21 protein-coding genes are annotated in these 14,676 nt (G+C 59.6%); 10 read left to right on the plus strand and 11 right to left on the minus strand.

Features of this window, described 5'->3' with window-relative positions:
• Positions 1-18: 18 nt before the first annotated feature.
• The 4 genes from EN885_RS00355 to EN885_RS00365 all read right to left on the minus strand — a co-directional run bounded on the left by EN885_RS00355 (position 19) and on the right by EN885_RS00365 (position 2,283).
• On the minus strand, positions 19-456 hold the full coding sequence (locus EN885_RS00355; RefSeq protein WP_095486353.1) for a DUF2267 domain-containing protein: 438 nt from the start codon (positions 454-456) through the stop codon (positions 19-21).
• 161 nt (positions 457-617) lie between these two features.
• Positions 618-1,220: a PDZ domain-containing protein gene (locus EN885_RS34025; RefSeq protein WP_245492985.1), complete on the minus strand. Its 603-nt coding sequence runs from the start codon at positions 1,218-1,220 to the stop codon at positions 618-620.
• On the minus strand, positions 1,106-1,882 hold the full coding sequence (locus EN885_RS34030) for a trypsin-like peptidase domain-containing protein (protein ID WP_245492947.1): 777 nt from the start codon (positions 1,880-1,882) through the stop codon (positions 1,106-1,108). Before EN885_RS34030 ends, EN885_RS34025 begins: the two co-directional genes overlap by 115 nt.
• A 194-nt stretch (positions 1,883-2,076) precedes the next feature.
• Positions 2,077-2,283, minus strand: coding sequence for a sugar phosphorylase (locus EN885_RS00365; protein ID WP_095486351.1), 207 nt, complete (start codon positions 2,281-2,283; stop codon positions 2,077-2,079).
• Positions 2,284-2,640: 357 nt separating this feature from the next.
• On the opposite strand from EN885_RS00365, the gene EN885_RS00370 reads away from it, so the two are divergent.
• Positions 2,641-3,567: an NADP-dependent oxidoreductase gene (locus tag EN885_RS00370; protein ID WP_245492948.1), complete on the plus strand. Its 927-nt coding sequence runs from the start codon at positions 2,641-2,643 to the stop codon at positions 3,565-3,567.
• Between the two features lie 106 nt (positions 3,568-3,673).
• Here EN885_RS00370 and EN885_RS00375 read toward each other — a convergent pair whose 3' ends face one another.
• From EN885_RS00375 to EN885_RS00385, 3 genes are read right to left on the minus strand one after another with little or no spacing between them, the layout of a single operon-like run.
• Entirely contained in the window at positions 3,674-4,138 is a 465-nt protein-coding gene (locus EN885_RS00375; RefSeq protein ID WP_245492949.1) for a YbhB/YbcL family Raf kinase inhibitor-like protein, read from the minus strand.
• Positions 4,135-4,440 carry a hypothetical protein gene (locus tag EN885_RS00380; RefSeq protein ID WP_127204004.1) on the minus strand — a complete coding sequence of 102 codons (306 nt, stop codon included), beginning with the start codon at positions 4,438-4,440 and terminating at the stop codon, positions 4,135-4,137. Before EN885_RS00380 ends, EN885_RS00375 begins: the two co-directional genes overlap by 4 nt.
• Before the next feature lie 28 nt (positions 4,441-4,468).
• Positions 4,469-4,900, minus strand: coding sequence for a hypothetical protein (locus tag EN885_RS00385; protein ID WP_126103069.1), 432 nt, complete (start codon positions 4,898-4,900; stop codon positions 4,469-4,471).
• Between the two features lie 167 nt (positions 4,901-5,067).
• Between EN885_RS00385 and EN885_RS34035 the strand changes: the two genes are divergently transcribed.
• Both EN885_RS34035 and EN885_RS00395 read left to right on the plus strand, forming a co-directional pair.
• Positions 5,068-5,250: a hypothetical protein gene (locus tag EN885_RS34035; RefSeq protein WP_095486348.1), complete on the plus strand. Its 183-nt coding sequence runs from the start codon at positions 5,068-5,070 to the stop codon at positions 5,248-5,250.
• Between the two features lie 10 nt (positions 5,251-5,260).
• A complete protein-coding gene (locus EN885_RS00395) occupies positions 5,261-5,482 on the plus strand; it encodes a hypothetical protein (protein ID WP_128241476.1) in 222 nt (73 codons plus the stop codon).
• Positions 5,483-5,584: 102 nt separating this feature from the next.
• Here EN885_RS00395 and EN885_RS00400 read toward each other — a convergent pair whose 3' ends face one another.
• Entirely contained in the window at positions 5,585-6,046 is a 462-nt protein-coding gene (locus EN885_RS00400; RefSeq protein ID WP_126103071.1) for a DUF2267 domain-containing protein, read from the minus strand.
• Between the two features lie 402 nt (positions 6,047-6,448).
• On the opposite strand from EN885_RS00400, the gene EN885_RS00405 reads away from it, so the two are divergent.
• Both EN885_RS00405 and EN885_RS00410 read left to right on the plus strand, forming a co-directional pair.
• Positions 6,449-6,613 carry a DUF3309 family protein gene (locus EN885_RS00405; RefSeq protein ID WP_126103072.1) on the plus strand — a complete coding sequence of 55 codons (165 nt, stop codon included), beginning with the start codon at positions 6,449-6,451 and terminating at the stop codon, positions 6,611-6,613.
• Positions 6,614-6,772: 159 nt separating this feature from the next.
• Positions 6,773-8,191, plus strand: coding sequence for a PAS domain S-box protein (locus EN885_RS00410; protein ID WP_245458078.1), 1,419 nt, complete (start codon positions 6,773-6,775; stop codon positions 8,189-8,191).
• Positions 8,192-8,251: 60 nt separating this feature from the next.
• Here EN885_RS00410 and EN885_RS33805 read toward each other — a convergent pair whose 3' ends face one another.
• Entirely contained in the window at positions 8,252-8,593 is a 342-nt protein-coding gene (locus EN885_RS33805; RefSeq protein ID WP_206616789.1) for a hypothetical protein, read from the minus strand.
• A 251-nt stretch (positions 8,594-8,844) separates the two neighbouring features.
• On the opposite strand from EN885_RS33805, the gene EN885_RS00420 reads away from it, so the two are divergent.
• Together EN885_RS00420 and EN885_RS00425 are read left to right on the plus strand one after the other, a co-directional pair.
• Positions 8,845-9,084 carry a hypothetical protein gene (locus EN885_RS00420; RefSeq protein WP_029356005.1) on the plus strand — a complete coding sequence of 80 codons (240 nt, stop codon included), beginning with the start codon at positions 8,845-8,847 and terminating at the stop codon, positions 9,082-9,084.
• A gap of 290 nt (positions 9,085-9,374) precedes the next feature.
• Entirely contained in the window at positions 9,375-9,791 is a 417-nt protein-coding gene (locus EN885_RS00425) for an HD domain-containing protein (protein WP_128241477.1), read from the plus strand.
• A 56-nt stretch (positions 9,792-9,847) separates the two neighbouring features.
• On the opposite strand, the gene EN885_RS00430 is transcribed toward EN885_RS00425, so the two are convergent.
• Complete coding sequence (locus EN885_RS00430; RefSeq protein ID WP_128241478.1) at positions 9,848-10,258, minus strand: DUF427 domain-containing protein; 411 nt, start codon at positions 10,256-10,258, stop codon at positions 9,848-9,850.
• A gap of 239 nt (positions 10,259-10,497) precedes the next feature.
• Here EN885_RS00430 and EN885_RS00435 point away from each other — a divergent pair, with 239 nt between their 5' ends.
• Positions 10,498-10,935, plus strand: coding sequence for a CBS domain-containing protein (locus EN885_RS00435; protein ID WP_128241479.1), 438 nt, complete (start codon positions 10,498-10,500; stop codon positions 10,933-10,935).
• Positions 10,936-11,037: 102 nt separating this feature from the next.
• Positions 11,038-12,168, plus strand: coding sequence for a site-2 protease family protein (locus tag EN885_RS00440; protein ID WP_128241480.1), 1,131 nt, complete (start codon positions 11,038-11,040; stop codon positions 12,166-12,168).
• A gap of 91 nt (positions 12,169-12,259) precedes the next feature.
• Here EN885_RS00440 and EN885_RS00445 read toward each other — a convergent pair whose 3' ends face one another.
• Positions 12,260-12,916, minus strand: coding sequence for a TerC family protein (locus EN885_RS00445; RefSeq protein ID WP_128241481.1), 657 nt, complete (start codon positions 12,914-12,916; stop codon positions 12,260-12,262).
• 396 nt (positions 12,917-13,312) lie between these two features.
• On the opposite strand from EN885_RS00445, the gene EN885_RS00450 reads away from it, so the two are divergent.
• Positions 13,313-14,422, plus strand: coding sequence for an ionic transporter (locus tag EN885_RS00450; protein WP_245492950.1), 1,110 nt, complete (start codon positions 13,313-13,315; stop codon positions 14,420-14,422).
• Positions 14,423-14,676: the final 254 nt, after the last annotated feature.

Below are 14,676 nucleotides of genomic sequence, written 5' to 3' on the forward strand. Positions count from 1 at the left end.
CGAGATTCCCGAGTCATCTCACGCCGCTTGCTGCGCTTCCGCGACGCGCCTGATTTCTGCTGGCAAGGATTCCCAAACCTTGATCATCTGCCCCTCTCCCACGTGGTGAGCGAGAACCTTGGATACGACCTTGAATGCATCCTTGGAATCGACCGGTCGGGTGAACTCCAGCTCCGCCTTGATTTTGGCTAGAAACTCATCGAGCGATCGCAACTTCTCGGGCGTCTTGGAGGGCTGATATTGGTCATAATATGCACCGCGCACGAGGATCGGCAGCTGCGAACCGAGATGGGCAGCAAGATCCGGCTGCATGCGATCCCGCAGGGCGTGGAGCACCGCCCCAAGAACGTGCCATGCGATCTGCCGATCCGGTCCGATCTCGGCCATGATCTCGTCAAGCCAGATGTTTGTGGTCTGCAGCGTCTTGTCGAATACGTCGAGTCCGGTGGCGCTCATCGAAGCCTCCTTTTTCTGCCAACTGTTCGAACAACTCATTGGACGAAACGACCTTGGTCGGCTGTTGTTCCCCTTGCCAAGCGTAAAGACCCTCGCCCGCAAAAGCGTGTGATCAGTCCGGCCAAGCTTACGCTCCATGCGTTCCTATCAAGATTTGGCCGTCAAGATTTGGCCATAGCCACGGCAACGAAAAGCGTTTGCCCTTGCCTGTTGATGCGGAACAAGATGGGCTTGTTCTGTTGACGGGATTTCGTCCACTCCGCTTCGATGTCGGACGGCTGGCTTACGTTCTGATTGTTGGCCGAAACGATCACGTCGCCCGCGCGGAGGCCGCTTTGGTCGGCGAGGCTGTTCGGCGCCACTTCTTGCACGAATAGCCCGGTGGTGCCCGGCGGGAGTCCGAGTTGCTGGCGCGCCTCATCGGGGATGGGACTGAGCGACAGCCCGAGACGTTGGTCCGCCGCTTCCGGTCCGGGAATGGCGCCGGTCTGTTGCTCTTCATCGTCACGCTGACCGATGGTCAGAGCTATTTCCTGCTGGCTGCCCCCGCGGTTTCTTGTGAGCGTCGTCCTTGTCCCCGGCTTTTGGCTCGCAGCCGCGAGCGTCAGGTCGTGAACGCTCTGGATGTCCTTGCCGTTAAAGCGCGTTATCACGTCTCCCGCCTGTATGCCTGCCTTCTCCGCCGGACTGCCGGGCTCGACCGAGGCGACGAGCGCTCCCTTGCTGCCCGGTATTCCAAGCGCCTCGGCAATCGAGGGCGTGATCTCCTGGAGACGCAACCGATGAAACCGCGCTCGATCCGACCAGTGCGGATCAACTGGTCGACGATCCTCTGCGCGGTCCGGGATGGCACGGCGAAACCAATGCCTATGCTACCGCCCGAAGGCGAGACGATGGCTGTATTGACTCCGATCACTTCGCCGCGTGCGTTGAACAGGGGACCGCCGGAATTGCCCTGATTGACGGAGGCATCCGTCTGGAGAAAGTCGTCATAGGGTCCAGCCTGAATGTCGCGCGAACGGGCTGAAAGCACGCCGACGGTAACGGTCCCACCAGGCCCGAACGGACTGCCGATCGCGATCGTCCAGGCGCCGGGCTGTACTGCATCGGAGTCACCCCAGGCGGTCGTTGTCATATTGGGCCGCGGATCGACCTTCAGCACCGCGATGTCGGTCGCCGGATCCCGGCCGACGAGCCGCGCAGGCGAAATCTGCTTGTCGGAGAATACGACATGGATTTCGTTTGCATCGGCAACGACATGGTTGTTCGTGACGATGTACCCCTCAGGACTGATCACAAAGCCGGAACCAAGGGCCTCTCGCACCTGTGGTTGCGCCGGCTCGAGGCCGGGACTACGGAAAGGACTAAAAAAATCGTCCAGCGTCGTCTGGCCCTGGATAATCTGTTTGGTCGTTATGGCGACCACGGCCGGAATTTTCTCGCCGTGAAGTCGTTCGGGATTTCCTGAGCTGCGAGCGGAGCAAGGCCGCCGGCCGGGAATATCAGAATTGCGGCAATCAGGCCGGCGCAGAGTCTTTTGTTCAACACCGGAAACATGGTCTGCGACTCCTTCAGCGTTCAGTGATCAAGCATATGGCCGCTCCAGCAGGCGCAAGCCGCTCACCAGCGGATTACGACGACCTTGTCGTTCCCATTGGTGAGTTCGACAGCTTCGGTGCCGTCCGGCTTGCGGCTTTCGATCCGGGCGCTTTCTACTGTTTCTATGCCAGCAATGTTGGCCGCAAAGGCCTCGTCAATCTCGGCAGTACAGACCAGGGTATCCGGTGGCAGATCCTTCACTTGGTCCATCAATTCGCGAAGCTTCATGGCGAATCTCCTTGGCACAGGCCCGGATTCTTTCGGCCGCACATTCCAACCATGTCCCTCCAGAAAAGTTCCAAGACGAGATTGCGGCGATGTTGCAGGATGATCTCCGCGCAAGCTCTCTCGTAGAACTCGAGAGAACGGTCTTTGAATGCCACGACCGACCTCGGAACTTCATTGGAACTTCCAGCCCGCAATCCGGTTAGGTGGGCAAGGATTTGAAGCGGATTGAGTGGAAGGTGATGTCCTCAGTGATTGGTGAAAATCCGCGCTCGACTGCCGGGATCGCAGGTTTCCCATTCACCCAATGCTCGTACTGTTTCCGGACCTGCGCTGGGCCCCGAAACGAGGAGGAAACCCATGGCGACCATGAAAGCAGTTCGTATTCATACTTTTGGCGGGCCAGAGGTCCTTTCGCTGGACGAGGTTCCCTTGCCTCAGCCCCGTGACGACGAGGTCACGCTCAAGGTCTGCGCAGCAAGCGTCAATCCTGTTGACTACAAGACCCGAGAAGGATCGGCGGGCGGGGATCTGCCCGTTACGCTCGGCCGCGACGTGTCCGGCGTGGTGGAGCTGTGCGGCACGCGGGCTCATACGTTGAAGAAGGGCGATCCGATGTTTGCCATGCTTGGCCCCAACCGCGGCGGGAATGCCGAATACGTCGTCGTCAAGGCGACGGAGGCGGCAGCAAAACCGGAACGGTTAAGCCACGTGAAAGCCGCCGCCGTGCCGCTTGCCGGCATTACAGCGTGGCAGGGCCTTTTCGACCATGGCGACCTCAAATCCGGGCAGCGGGTTCTCATCCATGGCGGCGCCGGCGGTGTCGGCCATTTGGCGATCCAGTTTGCCAAGGCTGCGGGCGCGTTTGTCGCGACGACCGTTGCTGCCGAGGATTTCGATTTCGTCCGCAAGCTTGGCGCCGACCAGGCCGTCGACTACAAGAACCAGCGCTTCGAGGACGAGGTCGAGGACATCGATATGGTTTTCGATCTGGTCGCGGGCGACACACAGGATCGCTCCTGGAACGTGCTGAAGCCCGGTGGGATACTTGTTTCCACCGTTTCTGAGCCCTCGGCCGAACAGGCACGCCTGCATCAGGCGCGTGGCGTTTCCTATCTGGCTGAGCCAAACGCGGCGCAGCTTGCGAGGATCAGCCGCCTCATCGACGCCGGCAAGGTAACTCCGTTCGTGCAGGCAACTTATCCTTTGGAGGAGATCGCCAAGGCCGAGGAACGGCTGGAGAGGGAACATACGCGCGGCAAGATCGTGGTTGAGGTGGCCGCCTGAGCCCGGAATGCTCAAGTTCAAAGTGAACCAGTTCTGCTGGCAAGCCATTCGGGAGGTGATCGGTGCGTGGCCGACAGGCAGCCCGCCTGCAGGACTTGGCGCTGATTCATCCGTAAGTGCCGATTAATTCCGCCTCACCCAGCATGTTTTCACGGGCAGCCTGCCACACGACCAGGGCATCGGGTTCCGGGCCGATGGGAAGGTTGGCAATGCCAAGGGCGGCGAGCCTGAAGCGGTAGGTGTGTGGTTTATCACCCGGATGCAGGTCGGGTCCATCATAGTGAAGATTGCCGAAATCATTGAAGCCATGAGGCAGGTCCTCGGTTCGCGCTTTGGAACTGCGCCCTTCGGCCAAATGACGCCGGTCGCCGCCGATGTCGTAGACGACCCAATGCCGGGACGCCTGTGACGGTGCATCCGTATCTTCCATGACGAGCACGTAGCTCCGAGTGCCCGGCGGCGGATCGCTCCATTCCAGAAACGGGGAGAGATTGTCGCCGCGCCGGGCGTGACGATCTGGAATAGGCTGGCCGTTCTGAAAGGCGGGACTGGTCAAAGTGAACGCCATCATTCTCCTCCTTGCTCGGCTAAACTCGTCGAAATAGACGCTTCGGGCGCGCCCGTCGCGGCCTTCTCTCCATCAGACGACCCCAACAACCACAACCGGCTATGGATCGTATCGGCGCGGGCCGTGCTCACTTGAAATTGGCGCCCCGATTGCTCCTCAATGTGCTCGCCGAAAAAAGAACCGCGCCCGGGCGAGCATGAGGTCTTCACCCGGCTGCTTTGAAGCAGTGCGTTGGCTCCACCATCCATGGCGTTGCCGGCGATGCCGCCGGCAGTTGGCGGCCAATCGCTAACGAGAACGAGCAAGACTTTTCGTCACCGTCCTGCGCGGGCCTCAATGCACAAACTTCGCCCTCAGCCAAGCCAGAAGTCTGTTCCCGACAATTGTCCGGCGGACTCTGGCGGCAGCCCATCGCGCTTGCATCGTAGCACCAACGTGGCAGTGACAGACGATGTTGTGCAACTGCCAGTCACTTAGCTCGAAGAAGCGCTTTGCCTCACCGTAGGTGTCATCTTTCAGACCCATGGCGCGCAGCACCGGATCCTCATAGGCAACGGTGATCGGCGATCCCGCGCCACGCGCTACAGCACGGGCTTCAGGACTGAGATATTCGGTGCCTGAAAGCGCTCCGAGGCAGCGCCGTGGATTTTGTTCGAGAAGATCTGCCCAACGCTCGATCCGCTGCGTCCGAGTCATGACAGGGTATGTCGCCGAGGGCTCAACTTTTGCAATTGTCTGCAGTTGGTCGAGTGTTTGGTGTCTCATGGTCGGCTCCTTTTGATAGGTGCACCCACGCCCTAACAAAAAATTATTGCGCTGCGACGCGCCGACAAGGCCGGGAAGTGGCAATGTGAGAAGTTCACCCCTCGCACGGCTCGTATCAGGAACCTTCTCGGGGGCCTGCTTGTTTTGGCTAGTGAAAGGAGACCGCCATGAGCACAAAACCACCACCTGTTCCGGCAGAGAACCAGAGCCCTAAGGGTCCGGGCGATAAGAAGTCGGTTCCTGTCGACCAAACGCAGCACAGCCATTCCGCCCCAAATCCCGACAAACAGGGCCAGCAGGGCAACACGAGGGTCAATACGACCCACCAAGGCTACCAGCAGGACCGTTAAGGTGATTTTCATGTCCACGTCGAAGAAGACCCGCGCCAGCATCCGCCACGGCGGTCCTGGCGCATCGCACGAAAATGCCAAGGAGCCGCTGGTGATAGAAAAGCCGCCAGCCGATTCCGATCTGCGCAGTCGCAGCAAGATCTCAGGCGGCGGAGGTGAACGCGACAGCCACCATACTCATGACCCCGAAAAGAAGGGCGGCAGCACCCGACCGGCACGAGAAGGAAGGTGAATGGTCGCTGAAGCCTGGGGCGTAGCGCCTCGCATTCTTTGCTGAAAATGCGGGGCGCGAACAGACCGTCTGATTGTGAGCACCGCCTGACGGCGCTGTGGTCTAGGCAGCACTTTGGTCCGGGGGGACGATCCGTTCTTCGGCCAAGCGCCACATGGTGCGCAGCTTTTCCGGTAAAGTGGCTTGGACCTTGGCGACCTGACCACGCGAGACATGCCGCGATAACGTGGCAAAGACAGAACGCACCGCATCGTTGGCATCCATGAGCCGTGCATCGGACACGCGATCCGTGACTTCGATGACGAACTCGTCCCAGTCACAATCGCTCGGCTGCCTTGCCGGCTCGAACTGATCGTAGTAGGCGCCACGCACCAAAACTGGCAGTTCTGCGCCGAGATGCGCCGCTAGCCCCAAAGGCAGCCGGTCACGCAGCATCTGCAGGACTGTCGACAACACCTTCCAGCAGAGCTGCCTGTCTGGGCCGAGCTCTTCCATCAAGTCATTGAGCCAGACGTTGGTTGTCTGAAGCGTCTTGTCGAACACGTCGAGGCCTGTCGCGCTCACTATACCGTCCTCCCGGTCACGTCCGCCGCGCACAGTTATTCGTGAACGGATTACGTCCATATGAGTTCCCTCAGGTCTTCAGATTCCAGATGCGGGACATATCACCGGCTCGGCAATGGCTGTGGGCTTTTTTGGCTTACCGTCGCAACTTCAACCTACGTCATGCATTCTTGCTTTAGATCGCCCGTCCCTCCAGGCGGTCCAAGGCTGAAAAAGCCTGTTGCCCGCTGGCTCCCGGCCGGCGGGCTTTCTCGTGGGCCCACCGGCTTTTCCCGCTAGACGAGCCACAACGATGCTACTTCCGGTGGAACAGGAAGCCCCCTCTGGGAGTTCATACCGTCATCAACAGGCGCATGGACGTGCCCTTGTATGGCGCGGCAGCGCAAGAATGGGAGAACCACCATGAGCCTCGGAACCATACTCATCATCATTTTAATCCTTGTCTTGCTTGGCGGGTTCAGCGGTCTGGGTGGCGGGCCGTTCTATGGCACCGGCTATTACGGCGGTGGCGGCCTCGGTCTCGTGCTGTTGATCGTGATTATCCTGGTCCTTCTCGGGCGCATTTAGGGCCCGCACGATTTAGCCGATAACTTCACCGGTGATCCTGTGTCGGCCTGGTACCTCGTCCAGGAATGTCGCCGCAGCCGGCGGGGCAAAGGGGGGATTGTCCCGACGGGGAACCGAAATTGCTCAAGCGCATTATAGCCGCTGCAGAAATCCACTGGAATGGCGCAATACGTGAACTTCGTGGAACAAGCCGATATCGGCCTCGGAGTTCCGGGCCTTCCCTCTGCCGACCTGCTGCAGGCACTGCCCGTCGCCGTCTACACCACCGACGAACAGGGACGCATCACCTTCTTCAACGAAGCCGCAGCTGAGCTCTGGGGCCATCGTCCGGTTATCGGTCGGGACCTATGGTGCGGCTCGTGGAAGCTTCGTCATCTAGACGGTCGGAATATGGCGCATGGCGAGTGTCCGATGGCCGTGGCGCTGCGCGAAGGGCGGGACGTCTCATGGGACCAGGCGATTGCGGAGCGGCCGGATGGTGAACTCGTCCCGTTCAGGGCTCACCCACGGCTGCTTCGCGACGAAGCGGGCAACATTGTTGGTGCCATAAACACGCTGCTCGACCTGCGCACGCAGGCGCTGGGCGATGAAGCCCGCATGCGTCTTGCCGCCATTGTCGAGTCGTCGATGGACGCCATCGTCTCGAAGGACATCAACGGCATCATCACCAGTTGGAACGATGCGGCAGAACGCTTGTTCGGCTACACGCCTGCCGAGGCGATTGGCCGGCCGGTGACGATCCTCATTCCGCCTGATCGTCTGGACGAGGAAGTCTCGATCATCAGCCGCATCCGCGCCGGCGAACGCGTCCCCTCCTATGAGACGATGCGCCTGCGCAAAGACGGCACGCACGTCTCGGTCTCGCTCACCGTCTCGCCGATCCGCGATGCCATCGGGCGGGTCGTCGGCGCCTCCAAGATCGCGCGCGACATCAGCTCCCACAAGGAGAACGAACGGCGCATCCGACTGCTCATGCGCGAGGTCAACCATCGGGTGAAGAACCAGTATTCGGTGATCATTTCGATGATCCGCGAGACCAGCAAACTGACAAGCACACCCGAGGCTTTCCTCGGGCAGGTTCGGGAGCGTATCGCGGCGCTTTCGGAATCCCATGATCTCCTGGTCAATGCCGAGTGGCGCGGCGCGACGGTCGGCGAGCTCATCCAGGCACAGCTCAAGGCCTTCGCAGCGCAGTCCCGCGTGTCGATGGCCGGGCCAATGGTTATACTGCAGCCGAACGCAGTGCAGTATCTCGGCATAGCCTTTCACGAACTCGCTACCAATTCGGCAAAACATGGAGCGCTGTCCTGCAGCGGTGGACGCGTCGAAATCGATTGGAATGTGATCTCTGCCGGCGACGGCGCGGGAACCTTTCGACTGGTCTGGCGTGAATTGGGCGGGCCGATCCTGGACGCCGTCAGGGGGCGCGGTTTCGGAACGGTCGTCCTGGAGCGAGTGGCGCCGCAGGCTTTCAGCGGCAGCGGCCGGCTGGACTTCCATGAGCAAGGCGTCACCTGGACGCTCGAGGCACCACTGCACTTCGTCCAGGCGTCAGTGGCGGACAACACGGCGGTTTGAAAGCGCCTGTGAAGATGAACCCTTCCCCTCCGACCGACTGTGCTGACGGCTCGGCCGGACCTATTGCGTTCGGTCCGGCTGGCGATGATAGAGCGAAACAGTCCTGCCCTCCAGAACATCGAAGCCGCCGCTGCCAGGCAGAGCATCACAATTCACTGAGTGCCGAGGGACGTCATGTGATTCAAGAACTGTGAGGCTGTCGAATTCCATGGCCGCCCCGCAGAACTGGGCCGCTTGCAGCACAAGGCGTTCAATGTCTTCAAGCGCAACGTTTTCTGCGAGGTTTCGCAGCCGCACGGCCTCGGCCACCGTAGTGACATTGACTATTCCCTTATACCGGGCGGCTGCCCGAACTTGCAGGTTAACGTCTTGACACAAATGAGCCGAATAACTGTATCTCATGGAAAACCCTCTTTTTCAGGAGCGGTTTGTCCCTCGTGGTAAGCATGTGCCATATCGATCCGAATGGCAAGGGAAATCAATAAAATTATACCGCAAAATCAATAAGTTAGCCTATTACACAGACTGCGCGGGCGACGCCTCACAGTAACTGTCAGCCTTTCACGCCGAGGGCCTATTAACCGATCTTGACGTTCTGCGAGGCTTTTCCTAATTCTTAGGTAAATACTAACTTTGAGCGGCTGGAGGCGAAAATGGCCGACCTGGAAAGACCCGAACGACTGCAGATCATGCTAACTGCCGACGAATTGGCTGCATTGGAAAATTGGCGCTTTGAAAGGCGCATGCCAAGCCGGTCGGCGGCCGTGAGAGAGTTGCTGCGGCGCGGTCTCCATGCAGACGGGTTTTTGACGGCAGCACAGGGTGCCAAGTCACAGGATTTTGGAATTCTGCCCAGTTCCGGGATTGTCGATGGGCCGTCCGACGGCGGCTAGCCGCCTCACACCGCGCATCTGGCCTGTCGCTCAAGGCTAGCAACCTATCCCGGTGTTCCCAAAGATCGGCGACGGCACGCTATACGGCAGGTTCGGTGACGCGAAGCTGGAGACCCTTCGGCAACATTCGGCAACAGTGTGTCGGAGCCCTGCCTGCGCTCTGGAACCTCAGGCAATCGTCGCGCGTTCGCTGACACGGGCTACGGTGCCACACGCTTTTTTTGAGGCACGTTCGCGCATCGGAGCAAGGCCGGTTGCATCACCACACACAGGCCACAAGGATCGAAGCAATGAGCGTGCTTTACCGCGCGGCAAAAATCGCCGAACAGGCTCATGCCGGGCAGACAGACAAGACCGGACGGCCATACATCGAGCATTGCCGCCGGGTCGTTGACGCCGTCGAAACGCTCGACCAGAAGGCCGTTGCCTATCTTCACGACGTTCTAGAGAAAAGCGACGATTGGGATCGCGATCGGCTCGAGGCGGCTGGTTTCGGAACCTCCATCGTGTCGGCAGTCGATGCCATGACACGCAGGCCGGACGAGGACGACCCCGCTTTCGTGCGCAGAGCAGCAGCCAACCCATTGGCGCTGCCGGTGAAGCGCGCAGATCTCGCCGACAATCTGTGGCAGGCACGGCAGATTGGCGCGTCGACATCGAAATATGAAGACGGACTGCGGATCCTCGACGAAGAATTCGCCGACTGACGGAAAGATCGCCGCCTGCGGCGCGAACCGGCCGATGTGGAAATTCAAGCGCCGCTCTACTCGGGGATGTGAGGCGTATGTCGCTTATCCTCGGCAGGATCGGCATCGATCCGCGCCTTGTCGGGATCGAAGCCGCCATGGCGGGCGATGGCCAATGCCGGGGTGTCGGGCGTTTCATAGGCCCACATGAAGTCATCAGCCGATCCGCCGACCGCGTGAACCCGCCAGTAACTCGCCGTGCCCTTCAACGGGCTGCTCGTTGTGGTGTTCGTCTTCTCCAGAAGGTCGAAATAGATATCGTCGAAAGGGATATAGAAGACAGGATCGTGTCCTTCTTCGTAAAGCACCTTTGCCCGCTCGGTCGATGCAATGATCGCATCGGAGAACCTGACCGTCACGGTTCCATCGAACGGGCTAATCGTAAGCGCGCCGGGATGGCGGGCGGAATTTGCGGCTAAGGGCTGCATTCGACTTCTCCGTTGGCTGCGCTGTCTCTCTGGAACGCCGTATCGCCCACCAGGGTTCCAGTTGGGCCAGTCATTGGCATTTGTCGCCGCCGCGGCAGGGCTTTCCCAGCCCTTCCGGCTGCAGGTGAAAGGCTGTTGCGGGCCATTCAGATTCAAGGGAACGTTACCGCCGAACAGTTCGTTTCCTAGATCAACACCAAAGCCGGCGGCGGAGCTTCGCAAATAGAAGGGAGATTGCCATGAAAATCGGCAACTGCATGACGAGGAATGTCCAGGTCGCGAACCCCGAACAGTCCATTCGCGAGGTAGCGCAGATTATGGAAAGGCTCGACGCTGGAGTGATGCCCGTGGGCGACCACGACCGGCTGGTCGGGATGATCACCGATCGTGATATCGCGATCCGAGGCGTAGCATTGGGTAAGGGACCTGACGCCAAGGTGCGTGATGTCATGAGCCCGGAGGTCAAATATTGCTTCGACGACGAAGACGTCGAGCATGTGCTTGAGAACATGGGCGACCTGCAGGTGCGTCGGCTTCCGGTTCTGAACCGCGACAAGAGGCTCGTCGGGATCATCTCTCTTGGCGATCTCGCGACGAATGGCGAAGCGGCAGAAGCGGGAGAGGCTTTAAGCGGCATCTCGAAGCCGGGCGGCGAGCACTCGCAAACCACTCACTGACTGACGCCGCGACACGTCGGTGCCGGCGCCCGATTTCTCGAACGATTGCAAGCGCCCTGCCAAAGCCTATGGTGAAGGCGGGGCCTCTCGGAGTGGATAGATTTGGGTTGGTCGCTGAACCTCGGGACGATCGCAGGCACCACCGTGCGCGTTCACTTTACCTTCCTGCTTCTGCTCGTCTGGATTTGGCTGACGCACTATCGGATCGGCGGGACGCCAGCGGCCTGGGAAGGCGTTGCCTTCATCATTGCCGTCTTTGCCTGCGTGGTCCTGCATGAGTTCGGCCACATCGCCGCCGCACGGTATTTCGGCATCAGCACGCCGGACATCACGCTTTTTCCGATCGGCGGCGTGGCCAGGCTGGAACGCATGCCCGAAGAGCCGAGGCAGGAGTTCGTGATCGCGGTGGCGGGGCCGCTGGTCAATGTCGCGATCGCCGCGCTGATCTTCGCCTTGCTCGGCGGGTCGGCAGGTGTCGAACAGATGGCGGGGATCGAGGATCCGCGTACGAATTTTCTCGCCAGGCTTGCAGGGGTCAATGTCTTCCTGGTCCTTTTCAACATGATTCCAGCCTTCCCGATGGATGGCGGCCGTATCCTGCGCGCTGCCCTCGCCGCCCGCCTTTCCTGGTCGCGCGCGACCCAGATCGCCGCCACGATCGGGCAAGGATTGGCCTTCGTCTTCGGTTTCCTTGGGCTGTTCTACAACCCGTTGCTGATTTTCATCGGCATCTTCGTCTATCTCGCCGCGGCTGCGGAAGCCCAGAACGCACAGATCCGGGAGGTCGCCACAAGCGTCCTTGTCGGGGACGTGATGATCACCGAGTTCGCCCGGCTGGACCGGTCGGCGACGCTCGACGAGGCAATCGAGATGCTGCTCGCGACCACGCAGCATGAATTCCCGGTCATCGATTCCGCTGGCCATCTTGAAGGATTGGTGACACGCAACGACATGATCCGGACATTGAAGGAAAAGGGCCCCGCTGAACCGGTCGCGAGCGCAATGCGCAACGATATCCCGAAAATACATTACCGCAAAAGTCTCGAGGAAAGCCTGCGCCTCATGCAGCAGGCAGATGTGCCTGCCGTTGCCGTCGTGGACAATTCCGACCGACTGGTCGGGCTCATGACACACGAAACCATAGGCGAGATGCTTATGGTCCGCTCAGCCGTTTCAGATGCCTTCCGATTTGGTCGTTTGCGTGGGGGCAAGCCGCGACTTACGCAAATCTGAGCACGAGGGAATTCTTTCTACCGCCGGATCGAGCAAATGCGCCCCAAATCGGCCGGAACAACGTTGTTCCGGCCGGTTCACTTTTTGCGTCTTAAGAGTCCGCGACGTGAGGCAGAAGCTCGAGCGTACCGCGGTAGATCATGTCGCCAGCTACGTAGAGGATGACTACAAGGCCGACATAGGCAATCCAGCGATGCTTCTGAAGCAGATTGGCAATGAAATTTGCTGCAATGCCCATCAGCGCGACGGAGAGGACAAGGCCGAAGATCAGTACGTTCGGATGTTCGCGCGCAGCACCCGCTACCGCCAGAACATTGTCGAGCGACATAGAGACGTCGGCAATGATGATCTGCCAGGTTGCCTGCGCCAGGGTCTTGCGAGAAGCTTTGCCAGCTACGATGCCGTCGTAGTCGACATCACTTTCCGAAAGCGCTTCGATCGCCTGTGTTTCCTGCGCATGGTTTTGCCGGAGTTCGCGCCACATCTTCCAGCAGACCCACAACAGCAATATCCCGCCGGCCAACAGTAAGCCGACGATCTGCAGGAGCTGGGTTGTGGCGGCCGCAAACCCGATGCGCAGAACGGCCGCTGCCACTATACCGATGACGATCGCGTTTCTGCGCTGCTCTTTGGGTAGCCCGGCCGCGGCAAGGCCGATAACGATGGCATTGTCGCCGGCCAGCACCAGGTCGATCATGATGACCTGCAAGAGAGCGGTCATTGCTTCAGGACTGAAAAATTCTGTCATACGGCACCCTTGCGTTCAGCTAGGGGTGACGAGGCTTGCGAGCATAACCGTAGAGCAACGCGGACACCGCGTATGATGAGAGAAATGCCGCTACAGCTGAAGAAACTCAAAGCCAGGCCACCCGGATTGGAATTCCAGTCCGACATCACAGTCCTGATGGACTGCCAGAGGGGCCCGGCCTGGTAGCACCTAGCTATTGCCGGAAGCGTGAAAACTCAAGGCTTAATTGTGATCCGGCCTATGCGGCATCGAGCTCGGCCAATTTCGTTACGCCAAGTCGGTCGTGCACGCGGCCATTGAACGGGCCGGCAGCCGCAAGTAGACTGACACCATGGGCTTCGGTCAGTCTCTGTAATACCCAGTCTGCGACCGTCGATGCGATGAAGGAAATCCGTCTTGGCTGTTCATCGACGACCGATCGGCCAATATCTGTTCCCAATCGGCTCCTTGGGCCTGGCCGCATTAATTCATTTCGGCGGCGCGTCGATCGAGCATTCGCTGCTTTCGATCAAGATCCTGGCGTTGATCGTGGTCGCTATCTTCATCTTCGCGACCGTGTTTGTGGTTTTGCATCATGCCGAAGCCGTCGCACGGCGGCTCGGTGAACCTTACGGCACGCTGCTGTTGACGTTTTCGGTCACTGCCATCGAAGCATCGGTCATCGTTTCGATGATGCTGCACGGCGCGAACAATCCGACGCTGGCACGCGAGTCCGTGTTTTCGACGGTCATGATCGTGTGCACTGGTGTGGTCGGGGTCTGCCTCACCCTGGGTGGGCTGAAGCATCGATATCAGGACATCAAACGACAGGGCACCAACGCTTCCCTTGCCGTTATTATGGCGCTGACGGTTCTTACACTGATCCTTCCAAACTACACTCTTGCAACAGTCCCCGGTGCGTTCTCCGCATCGCAACTCGCATTCGTGAGCGTCCTTTCAGTTCTCCTCTATGGTGCGTTCGTCTTTGCACAGATGGTGCGCCAACGGGGCGATTTTATCGAGGATCTGACGTCCAGAGCCGAACATGAGGAGCATGTATCTGAGGGTGGGAAAGTGACTACCAACGTGCTCCTTTTATTTGTCGGGCTGGCAGGGATCGTTCTTCTGACCGAGCAGGTGGCCGGCAGCATCGAGGATGGGCTCGCATTTCTTCAAATTACCCAGGCGGACGCAATCGTGGGCTTCTTCGTCGCTGCGCTTGTGCTTATGCCGGAAGCGGTATCGGCCGTTCGGGCAGCGCTTAATAACGAACTTCAGCGAGGACTGAATGTCGCCCTCGGCTCCGCTTGCGCGACGATCGGCCTGACAATCCCGGCAATCGGGGTGGCGAGCCTGCTCACAGGACGAAGCCTGATGCTTGGTCTGGGTCCGGGGGATACTGTGCTTCTCCTCCTCGCGCTTGCCATTAGCATCGTGAGCTTTGGGACGGGCCGAACAACGATGCTGACGGGGCTCGTTCATCTCGTCGTGTTTGTCGCCTATCTGTTCCTTATCTTCGTGCCCTAGGATGCGGAACCGTGTCGTGTCGATTTTGCACGCACACGGCCGCAGCTACTGGATCTTCGAGCGCAAGCGATCCGTCGCGAACTCCATCAACACCACGACGACGAAGATCACGAGAATGATGGTCGAGGCGTTCTTGTATTGGAGAAGATCGAGCGGTCTTTCCCGCTCATCTCTTTCCCGACTTCGAGCAGAGATACGATGTGTGTCAGTCGGTGACTGATGTTTTCCGCACGTATGGCGCTACCGGCAACCGG

Origin of the sequence: Mesorhizobium sp. M6A.T.Cr.TU.014.01.1.1, from assembly GCF_004022765.1 — a bacterium.
Taxonomy (GTDB): Bacteria; Pseudomonadota; Alphaproteobacteria; order Rhizobiales; family Rhizobiaceae; genus Mesorhizobium; species Mesorhizobium mediterraneum.